This window comes from Streptomyces sp. NPDC003077 (assembly GCF_040611095.1).
Taxonomy (GTDB): Bacteria; Actinomycetota; Actinomycetes; order Streptomycetales; family Streptomycetaceae; genus Streptomyces.
Genome location: NZ_JBEXNM010000017.1, coordinates 40,311 through 51,947, shown reverse-complemented (window position 1 = coordinate 51,947; position 11,637 = coordinate 40,311). Strand labels below are relative to the sequence as shown.

Below are 11,637 nucleotides of genomic sequence, written 5' to 3'. Positions count from 1 at the left end.
GGATGTCCAACGAGGCCAAGCTCCGTGAATACCTGAAGAAGGCCATCGCCGACACCCGCGAGGCCCAAGGACGGCTGCGGGACCTGGAGGAGGCCGCCAGCGAACCCATCGCCATCGTCGGCATGGCCTGTCGCTACCCCGGTGGCATCCGCTCGCCGCGGGACCTGTGGCGAGCGGTGTCCGAGGGCGCCGACTGCATCGGGGAGTTCCCCGGCGACCGCGGCTGGAACGTCGACCGCCTCTACAACCCCGACCCGGAGGCCGGCGGGACGACGTACACCCGGCACGGCGGGTTCCTCTACGACGCGGGGGAGTTCGACCCGGCGTTCTTCGGCATCTCACCCCGTGAGGCCACGGCGATGGACCCCCAGCACCGTCTGCTCCTGGAGACGGCGTGGGAGGCGATCGAGGACGCGCGCATCAGCCCGCGGACGCTGCGCGGCAGCCGCACCGGAGTCTTCGCTGGGGCGATGTACCAGGACTACGCGCCCCGGCCCACCGAGACGCCGCTTGCCCTCGAAGGACTGATCGCGGGCGGCACCGCGGGCAGCATCGCTTCGGGGCGCATCGCCTACACCCTGGGCCTCGAAGGCCCCGCGGTCACCATCGACACGGCGTGCTCGTCGTCCCTGGTGGCGCTGCACCTGGCCGCCCAGGCCCTGCGGTCGGGTGAGTGCGACCGGGCGCTCGCCGGCGGGGTCACCGTGATGGCCACGCCGACGGTGTTCGTGGAGTTCAGCAGGCAGCGCGGGCTCGCCGCGGACGGGCGGTGCAAGGCGTTCGCCGCCGGGGCCGACGGCACGAGCTGGGCGGAGGGCGTGGGCTTCCTGCTGCTCGAACGGCTGTCGGACGCGGTCCGCGACGGCCACCGGGTGCTGGCCGTCGTCCGGGGCAGCGCCGTCAACCAGGACGGCGCGAGCAACGGCCTGACCGCGCCGAACGGCCCCTCCCAGGAGCGCGTCATCACCGCGGCGCTGACCAACGCCCGTCTGACGCCGAACGACGTGGACGTGGTGGAGGCGCACGGTACGGGGACGCCGTTGGGTGATCCGATCGAGGCGCAGGCGCTGCTGGCGACGTATGGGCAGGGGCGTCCGGCGGATCGTCCGCTGTGGCTGGGTTCGCTGAAGTCCAACATCGGCCACACGCAGGCCGCCGCGGGCGTGGGCAGCGTGATCAAGATGGTGCAGGCCATGCGGCACGGCGTCCTCCCGAAAACCCTGCACGTCGACACGCCCAGCCCGCACGTGGACTGGAACAGCGGCGCGGTGGAACTCCTCACGGAGAACCGCCCGTGGCCCAACACCGGGAGGCCACCCCGGGCCGGTGTCTCGTCGTTCGGGATCAGCGGCACCAACGCGCACGTCATCCTGGAGCGGGCCCCCGAGCCGGAGCCCGCCGAGCCGGAGCCCGCCGAGCCGGAACCCGCCGAGCCGGGCGCCGCCCCGGAATCCGCCGCCCCGGACGCCGTGCCGTGGGTCCTGTCCGCCCGTACGGACGAGGCGCTGCGCGCCCAGGCCGCCCGACTCGCCGAGCACCTGGCGCACCACCCCGAACCGCGCCCCGCCGACGTGGGCTTCTCCCTCGCCACCACCCGCGCCCACCTCGACCGGCGCGCCGTGGTCGTCGGACGGGACCGGGACACCCTCATCGCGGGTCTCTCCGCCCTCGCCTCGGGCACCGAAGCCGGCGCGAGCCCGGTCGAGGGCGCACAGCCCGTCTTCGTGTTCCCGGGTCAGGGTTCGCAGTGGGTGGGGATGGCGGTGGAACTCGCCGCGTCGTCGCCGGTGTTCGCGGCTTCTTTGGAGGAGTGTGGGCGGGCGTTGGCGCCGTTTGTGGAGTGGTCGTTGTCGGCTGCGCTCTGTGATGGGGGGTTGTTGGAGCGTGTGGATGTGGTGCAGCCGGTGTTGTTCGCGGTGATGGTGTCGTTGGCGCGGTTGTGGGTTTCGTGTGGGGTGTTGCCTGCGGCGGTGGTGGGTCATTCGCAGGGGGAGATCGCTGCGGCGGTGGTGGCGGGTGCGTTGTCGTTGGAGGACGGTGCGCGGGTGGTGGCGTTGCGTAGTCGGGTGATTGGGGAGGTGTTGAGTGGTCGTGGCGGGATGATGTCGGTTGCGGTGTCGGCTGGGCGTGCGGCGGAGTTGGTCGCGGGTGTGGCGGGCCGGGTGGATGTGGCGGTGGTGAACGGTCCGGCGTCGGTGGTGCTGGCGGGGGAGCCGGACGCGTTGGCGGCGGTGGCCGAGGTGTGTGCGGGGCTGGGGGTTCGGCATCGTGTGCTGCCGGTGGATTACGCCTCGCACAGTGAGGGTGTGGAGGCGGTCGAGGAGCGGTTGCTGGCGGATTTGGCGCCGGTGGTGGCGCGGTCGTCGTCGGTGCCGTTCTTTTCGACGGTGACGGGCGGCGTGCTGGACACCGCGGGGTTGGATGCGGGGTATTGGTTCCGGAATCTGCGGCAGACGGTGTTGTTCGAGGACACCACGCGGGCGTTGGCGGAGGCCGGGCACAATGTGTTCATCGAGGTCAGCCCGCACCCGGCCCTCGTCTCCAGCATCCAGGACACCCTCGCCGACCACCCCCTCGAAGCGGCGGCCTTCGGCACCCTGCGCCGTGCCCACGGAGGGCTTGAGCAGTTCCTGACCGCCCTCGGCCAGGCCCACACCCGGGGCGTCACCCTCGACTGGTCCACGCTCTTCGGCGAGCGGCCCCGGCACGTGGATCTGCCCACGTACGCCTTCCAGCACGAGCGCTACTGGTGGACCCCGGCCAGGTCCGCCGACCCGGCCCACTTCGGCCTGACCCCCACCGGCCACCCGCTGCTCGGGTCCGTCGTGCACACGGCCGACGGGGACTCCGTCCTGTTCACCGGCAGCGTGTCCCTGACCACCCACCCCTGGCTCGCAGACCACGGCGTCCTGGGAACGGTCATCCTGCCCGGTACCGCGCTGATCGACATGGCCGTGCACGCCGGCGACCACGTCGGCACCTCCGACCTGGAGGAACTGCTCATCGAGGCCCCGCTGCCGCTCGGCGCCGACCAGCCGGTCCACCTCCAGCTCGCCGTCGGGGCCCCCGACGCGGACGGCACCCGGGCCGTGACCATCCACAGCAAGCCCGACCGCCCGGACGGCACCTGGACCCTCCACGCCCGCGGTGTCCTCGGCAACAGCCCCGAGCCCGCCGGGTCCACCGAGCCCGCGGACGCGGCCTGGCCGCCGCCCGGCGCCACGCCGTTGGACGTCTCCGACGCCTACCCGGTGCTCGCGGAGACCGGCCTGGACTACGGGCCGGTCTTCCAGGGGCTCACCGCGGCCTGGCGCTCCGGGCCCGAGCTGTACGCCGAGATCACCCTGCCCGAGGGCGACACCACCGGCTTCGGGATCCACCCCGCCCTCCTGGACGCCGCTCTCCACGCGTTCGCCCACGACCACCTGACCTCCGGCACCGGCGTCTCCCTCGCCTTCGCCTGGAGCGGGGCCCGGCTGCACGCGACCGGCGCCACGTCCCTGCGGGTACGGCTCACCCCCACCGGCGAGGACACGGTGCGCCTGTACGCCACCGATCCCGCCGGTCAGCCGGTCCTCACCGTCGAGGCCCTGACCACCCGCCCCGTCACCGCCGAACAGCTCGCCGCCGCCCGCACCGCGGGCCCGGACGACCTGCTCGACGTGGTCTGGACGCCCCTTGTCCCGGCGCCCGCCGAGACCGGCCCGGTGACCGTCGCCGTCGCGGTGGCCGACGACGACCCCGTGCCCGACTTCCTCCTTCTGGCTGCCGAGGCCGCTGGCAACGAGGTCTCCGGGCCCGAGGCCTCTCGCCCTGACGTCTCCGGTCTCGACCCCCTCGCGGCGACGCACGAGGCGACCCGCGCCATGCTCGCCCGTCTCCAGGCGTGGCTGGCCGACGAGCGGCTCGCCTCCGCCCGGGTCGTCGTCCGAACCACCGGCGCGGTCGCGGTGAGCGACGGCGAGAACGCCGACCTGGCCGCGTCCGCCGTCTGGGGCCTGGTGCGGGCCGCCCAGGCCGAGCACCCCGACCGGATCGTCCTGGTCGACGGCGAGCCGGGCACCGGCCTCGACCTGTCCGCCGGCCTCGACCTGCCCGCCGTCCTGGCCGCGGCGACCGCCGCCGGTGAATCGCAGCTCGCCGTGCGCGGCGACACCGTCCACGTACTACGGCTGGCCAAGCCCGCCCCCGCGACGCCACGGCCCCGGCCCGCCGACGCCGCCTGGCGGCTGGACGTCACCGACCCCGGCGACCTGACGAGCCTGGCACCGGTGCCGTCCCCGGACGACGACGCCGAGCTTGCCCCCACAGAGGTGCGCGTCGCCGTCCGGGCGGCGGGCATCGGCTTCCGCGACGTCCTCACCGCACTCGGGCGCTTCGCCGACGACCGGCCGCATCACGCCGACGACCGGCCGCCCCTCGGTGGCGAACTGGCGGGCGTCGTCACAGCCGTCGGCGCCGAGGCGTCCGGATTCGCCGTCGGCGACCGCGTCATGGGCCTGGCCGCCGGCACCTTCGGCCCCTCGGCCGTCACCGACCACCGGCTCCTCGTCCGCATCCCCGCCGATCTCACGTTCGCCCAGGCCGCCGGCGTCCCCGTCGCCTTCCTCACCGCCCTCCACAGCCTGCGCGATCTCGGCGGCCTCACCGCCGGCGAGAGCGTCCTGATCCACGCGGGCACCGGCGGCGTCGGAATGGCCGCCATCCAGATCGCCCGGCACCTCGGCGCCCGCGTGTACGCCACCGCCGGGCGCGCCAAGCACGAGGTCCTGCGCGGCCTCGGTGTGCCCGCCGAGCGGATCGCCGACTCCCGGTCTCCGGAATTCGAACAGGACATCCTGCGCGCGACCGGGAACCGCGGCGTGGACGTGGTCCTCAACTCGCTCACCGGTGAATTCGTCGACGCGTCCCTGCGGCTGCTGCCGAACGGCGGGCGCTTCCTCGAACTCGGCCACAGCGAACGGCGCGACCCCGCCGAGGTCGCCGCCCGTCACCAGGGCGTCGACTACGCGGCGTACGACCTGGCACAGATCGATCCGGACCTCCTCCGGGAACGTCTCACCGAACTCGCCGAGCTGTTCGAGCGGGGCGTGCTGCACCCGCTGCCCGTGACGGCGTGGCCCCTGACCCGCGCCGAGGCCGCCCTCCAGCACATGAGCCTCGCCCGGCACACCGGCAAGAACGTCCTCACCGTCGACCGGGCGCCCGACCCGGAAGGAACCGCCCTGGTGACCGGCGGTACCGGCGCCCTGGGCGCCGTCGTCGCCCGGCACCTGGCGGTGGCACACGGGGTGCGTCACCTGCTGCTCACCAGCCGCCGGGGCCTCGACGCGGCGGGCGCCCCCGAACTGGTCCGGGAGCTGGAGGAACTGGGCGCGAGCGTGACGGTGGCCGCCTGCGACGTCGGCGACCGCGACGCCCTCGCGGCCCTGCTCGCGGGCATCCCCGCCGAGCACCCCCTCACCACCGTCGTCCACACCGCGGGCGTCACCGACGACGCCCTGATTGCCTCCCTGACCGACGACCAGCTCGCCACAGTCCTGCGGCCGAAGGCCGACGCCGCCTGGCACCTCCACGAGCTGACCAAGGACCTGGACCTCTCGGCCTTCGTCCTCTACTCCTCGCTCGCGGGCACCCTGGGCGGCCCCGGCGTCGCCAACTACGCCGCCGCCAACTCCTTCCTGGACGCCCTCGCCCGGCACCGGCGCGCCCAGGGCCTCCCCGCCGTCTCCGTGGTGTGGGGACTGTGGGAGGAGGAAGGCGGCATGATCCGGCGCCTCTCCGCGGGCGACCGGACCCGGATGGCCCGCGACGGGCTGCGCCCGATCACCCGCGACCGCGGCATGAGCATGCTGGACTCCGCGCTCGCGGGCGACCGCCCGGTGGTCGTGGCCACCCCGTTCGACCCGTCGGCCGTACGCGGGGACATCGCTCCCGCGCTGCGCGGCCTGGTCCGGACGACGGGCCGGCGCACCGCCGCAGGACGCGGCGCGGGCGACGACGCCCTGACCCGCCGCCTCTCCGCCCTCCCCGAGGACGAGCGGCGCCGCTTCCTCGTGGGTTTCGTCGGCGAGCACGCCGCGGCCGTACTCGGCCACACCGACGCGTCGGCGGTGGCCGCCGACCAGTCGTTCCGGGACCTCGGCTTCGACTCCCTCACGGCCGTCGAACTGCGCAACCGCCTCGGTGCCGCGACGGGACTGCGCCTCCCGGCCACCCTCGTCTTCGACCACCCGAGCCCGACCGCCCTCGCCGACTTCCTGCACGCCGAACTCGGGGGAGCCGAGGCCGGCGCCGCCGAGGTGATCCGGCCGGTGGCGGCGGACGAACCCATCGCGATCGTCGGGATGGCCTGCCGCTTCCCCGGCGGCGTCACCGACCCCGAAGGCCTGTGGCGCCTGGTCGCCGACGGCGTGGACGCGATCGGCGACTTCCCCGACAACCGCGGCTGGGACACCGAGGCCATCTACGACCCCACCGGCGAACGCCCCCGCAGCACCTACGCGCGCACCGGCGGGTTCCTCTACGACGCCGACCGGTTCGACGCCGCGTTCTTCGGCCTGAGCCCCCGCGAGGCGGCGATCATGGACCCGCAGCAGCGGATCCTGCTGGAGACCGCCTGGGAGGTCGTCGAACGCGCCGGGATCGACCCGGCCGCACTGCGCGGCAGCAACACCGGCGTCTTCGTCGGCCTGGTGCAACAGGAGTACGGCCCCCGGTCGGACACGATCGGCGAGCAGCACGAAAGCCACTTCCTCACCGGCGGCACGGCCAGCGTCGCCTCCGGCCGGATCGCCTACACGATGGGCTTCGGCGGCCCCGCGGTCACACTCGACACCGCGTGCTCCTCCTCGCTCGTCGCCACCCACCTCTCCATGCAGGCGCTGCGCCAAGGCGAATGCGACCTCGCCCTCGCCGGCGGAGCGACCGTCATGGGCACCCCGGGCCTCTTCACCGGTTTCAGCCGCCAGCGCGGCCTGTCCCCGGACGGCCGCTGCAAGGCGTTCGCCGCGGCGGCCGACGGCACGGGCTTCGGCGAGGGTGTGGGGCTGCTGTTGCTGGAGCGGTTGTCGGATGCGCGGCGTGCGGGGCGTCGGGTGCTGGCGGTGATTCGTGGCAGTGCGGTGAATCAGGACGGTGCGTCGAACGGTTTGACGGCGCCGAACGGGCCTGCGCAGGAGCGGGTGATCCGTCGTGCGTTGGCCAGTGCGGGGCTGTCGGCGGCGGATGTGGACGTGGTGGAGGCACACGGCACCGGCACGCGGCTGGGCGATCCGATCGAGGCCCAGGCGGTACTCGCGACGTACGGGCAGGGTCGTTCGGATGATCGGCCGGTGTTGCTGGGATCGCTGAAATCCAACATCGGTCATACGCAGGCCGCCGCGGGTGTGGCTGGTCTGATCAAGGTGGTCGAAGCGATGCGGCATGGCGTGGTGCCGGCGTCGTTGCACGTGGAAGAGCCGAGCCCGCACGTCGACTGGTCGGCGGGCGCGGTCACCGTCCCGAGGGAGACGGTGCCGTGGCCGGAGACGGGGCGGGTGCGGCGGGCGGGGGTGTCGTCGTTCGGGATCAGTGGAACGAATGCGCACCTGATCGTGGAGCAGGCACCGGAGCCGACACCGGAGGAGGCGCCGGCGGAAAAGTCTGAGCGCGGCTCTGTGGTGGTGCCGTGGGTGTTGTCGGGGCGTTCGGATGGGGTGGTGCGGGAGCAGGCTGTTCGGCTGGCGGAGTGGGTGCGGCGGGAGCCTGACGTCGATGCGAGTGACGTGGGCTGGTCCTTGGCCACTGGACGGGGCCGGTTTGAGCGGCGTGCGGTGGTGGTCGGTGCCGATCGCGAGGAGCTGCTGGCGGCTCTGGAGGAGGTGGCGTCTGGCCGGGTGCCGGTGGTGGGTGCGTCCGGTGGTGGGCTGGGGTTCGTTTTCGCTGGTCAGGGTGGTCAGCGGGTGGGGATGGGCCGGGAGTTGTATGGGGCCTATCCGGTGTTTGCCGCGGCGGTGGATGAGGTGCTGGACGCGGTGGACGCGGAGTTGGCCGGTCATGTGGATCGTCCGCTGCGGGATGTGCTCTTCCCTGACCCTGACGCGAACAGTGATGCCGGTTTGTTGGATCAGACGGTGTATGCGCAGGCGGCCTTGTTCGCCATCGAGGTGGGTCTGTTCCGCCTGTTCGAGTCCTGGGGCGTGCGGCCATCGTGGCTGGTCGGGCATTCCGTCGGCGAGATCGCTGCGGCCTTCGTAGCCGGGGTGTTCTCCCTGTCGGACGCCGCCCGGCTGGTGGCGGCCCGGGGCCGTTTGATGCAGGCGCTGCCGGAAGGCGGCGTGATGGCCGCCGTGGAAGCCTCCCCTGACGAACTGGCCGAGGTGCTGGAGGGTGTGGCCGGTGCGGTGGGCCTGGCCGCCGTCAACGGGGCCACCTCCGTGGTGGTCTCCGGTGAGCGGTCAGCCGTCGAGCAGGTCGTGGCGGCCTGTGAGCAGCGTGGCCGGCGGGTGAAGCGGCTGCGGGTCAGCCATGCTTTCCACTCTCCGCTTATGGAGCCGATGTTGGCGGAGTTCGCGGCGGTGGTGGACGGTCTCTCGTTCGCCGAGCCGACGCTGCCGATGGTCTCCACCGTGACCGGGCAGCCGGTGGGACCGGGAGTGGTCACAGACCCGGCGTACTGGGTGCGGCATGTCCGTGAAACGGTCCGTTTCCACGACGCCGTGACGCACCTGGGCGACCTGGGCTTGGGCGGTTTCCTGGAGCTGGGTCCGGGCGGGGTCCTGGTCGGCCCCGTCCAGGAGACCGTGGAACAGCACGGCAACGGGGGACAGGTAGTGCTCCCCGCCCTGCGCCCCGGGCAGAGCGAGCCCCACTCGGTGATGGCGGCGCTGGGCGCCCTCCACGCCGCCGATGTGGTCCCCACGGTCGACTGGAAGGCGATCTACGGAGACCACGCCACCTTCGTAGACCTCCCCACCTACCCCTTCCAACGCCAGCGCTACTGGCTGAGCGCGTCATCGCCCGTGGGCACCTTGGGCGGGGCAGGACATCCGTTCTTGGGGTCGGTGGTGGAGGTTGCGGACAGCGGGAGTCTGGTGCTGTCGGGGCAGTTGTCGCTGACGGGGCAGCCGTGGCTGGCGGATCATGAGGTGCTGGGGTCGGTGGTGGTGCCGGGCGCGGTGCTGGTGGAGCTGGCGCTGCACGCGGCCGGTCGCGCCGGGGCGTCCGCCATCAGGGAGCTGGTCATCGAACGCCCCGTGGTCTTGGCCGAGCAAGAAACGGTCCTGCTGCAGGTGCAGGTAGGCACCGACGACCAGGGCGTGCGGTCGGTGAGCGTGCACGCCCGGCCCGATGAGCCGGACAGTGCGTGGATACGGCACGCCGCCGGCGTCCTGGACACCGAGCCACCGTCCCCCACTGCCGGCTCCTTGGCGCAGTGGCCTCCCGCCGACGCCACCGCCCAAGACCCCGGCCAGCTCTACACCACCTTGGCGGAGGCGGGTTTGACCTACGGCCCGGTCTTCCAAGCGGTGCAATCGGTCTGGCGCAAGGGCGATGAGATCTTCGCCGAGATCGTCCTGCCACAGGACGCGGACGCGGACGCGGAGGCGGGCGCCGACGGCTTCGGCCTCCACCCGGCACTGCTGGACGCCGCCCTCCACCCCCACGACGCGCTTACCAGCGACGGACCCCAACTCCCCTCCACGTGGCGGAACGTGCACCTGCACGCGGAAGGCGCCGAGAAGCTACGCGTCCGCCTCGTCTCCGCCGCCGACGGATCGGTGAGCCTGCACGCCGAGGACACTCAGGGGCAACCGGTGCTCACCGCCGAAGCGGTTCGGCTGAACCCGGTGACCCCCGAGCAACTGGCCGAAGGGCGGCCTTCCCACCGGAACTCGCTGTGGGAAGTCACCTGGACACCTGTCGACCAGCGTGCCGGGACCGTTCCCAGTGCGGACGTGCTGGTTCTGGAGCGGCCCGCGACCGAACTGGTCAAGGCCGCGCGCGAGCTCGTCGAGCAGGTCATGGCCGCTTTGCGACGCGCGCTGGAGGCCGGCACGACCCTGCTGGTCGTGACGCACGGAGCCGTCTCGACGGGTTCGGGGGAGTCCGCGGACCCGGCGGGATCGGCGGTGTGGGGGCTGCTCAGGTCCGCTCAGCTGGAGCATCCGGGGCGCGTCATCGCCGTGGACGTCGAACCCGGCGCCGAATGGGAGCCGGGTCCGCTGCCGGAGGGCGAGCACCAACTCGCGGTCAGGCAGGGCCGACTGCTCGCGCCTCGCCTGGCATCCGCGTCCGGCACGGGCGGCACGTCCTTCACCTGGGGCGAGGGAACCGTCCTCGTCACCGGGGCGGACGGCGCACTCGGCGCGGCCGTGGCCCGGCACCTGGTGGCCGCGCACGGCGTACGGCGGCTGCTGCTCACAACGGAGCCAGGAGCACATCAAGAGCCGCTCCTCACAACGGAGCAAGGAGCGCCCCAAGAGACGGACGCGGCGGACTTGGCAGCCGAGCTGACGGGCCTGGGCGCCGACGTGGCAACCGCGACGTGCGACCTCTCGGACCGGAAGGCCGTCACCACACTGCTCGCGGACATCCCCGACGAGCACCCGCTGACCGGCGTGATCCTCACCGGGACGGCCACGGGGAACGACGGCTCCTCCGAGGACCGGGAGAACGGGCGCGGTCCGGCGCTGTGGGCCACCTCGGAAGCCGCGTGGAACCTGCACGAGCTGACACGGGAGCTCGACCTCTCGGTCTTCGTCCTGTTCTCGTCGGTCGGCGGAACCCTCGGCAACCTGGGCGCGGGCGACCTCGCCTCGGCGGACGCCTTCCTCGACGGCCTGGCGGCGCACCGCGTCGGGCTCGGTCTGCCGGCGCTGTCCGTCGGCACCGGGGACCACCGATCCACGCGGTACGGGCTCCGCCCGCTCGCCCCCGAAGAGGCGCCCGCGCTGCTGGACGCCGCCCTGGTGGCGGCCCGGCCCGCCCTGCTGCTCGCTCCGCTCGACAAGGCGGTCCTGCGGACGAGCCAGGACATCCCGCCGCTGCTGCGCGATCTGGTACCCGCCCGTGCCCGCCGTGACGTGAACGACGCCGCGACCGGGGTCGAAGCACTGGCCCGACGGCTGGCCGGGCTGACCGTTCCGGAGCAGCAGGAACTGCTGGTCGGCATCGTCAGCGAGCACGTCGCCACGGTGCTCGGCCACGCCGACGCCGACGGCATCCACCCGGACCACGCCTTCCAGGAGATCGGCTTCGATTCCGTGACGGCGGTCGAACTGCGCAACCGGATCGGCGCCGTCACCGGCGTACGGCTGCCCGCCACCGTCGTGTTCGACCACCCGACGCCCGCGGCGCTCGCGCGCTTCCTCCGCGATCGCGTCGTCCCCACCGCGGATCCGGCCGTGGCCCTGCGGAAGGAACTGGACGACCTGGAGGCGCGCCTCGCGGAGGCCGCCGATCTGGACCCGAGCGGTCGCCGGGTCGTGGCCACACGACTGCGCCGCATCCTCGACCGCTGGTCGCACTCCCACGAGACCGGGACGTCCGAGCCGGGCGAGACGCCCGACGCGGAGGACTCGCTGGAGTCCGCGTCGACCACGGACCTCTTCGACTTCATCGACAACGAACTCGGCCGTGCGGCCGGATGACCCA

At 73.2% G+C, this 11,637-nt stretch carries 1 protein-coding gene; it reads left to right on the top strand.

Going from position 1 to position 11,637, the window contains the following annotated elements; translation table 11 throughout:
* Positions 1-2 precede the first annotated feature (2 nt).
* Positions 3-11,633, top strand: a complete 11,631-nt coding sequence (locus ABZX96_RS14520) for an SDR family NAD(P)-dependent oxidoreductase (protein WP_355543336.1) — start codon at positions 3-5, stop codon at positions 11,631-11,633.
* The last annotated feature ends 4 nt before the right edge of the window (positions 11,634-11,637 follow it).

Coding starts and splice junctions, on each gene's coding strand:
- ABZX96_RS14520 (WP_355543336.1), top strand. CDS start 3: ATGTCCAACGAGGCCAAGCTCCGTGAATACCTGAAGAAGGCCATCGCC.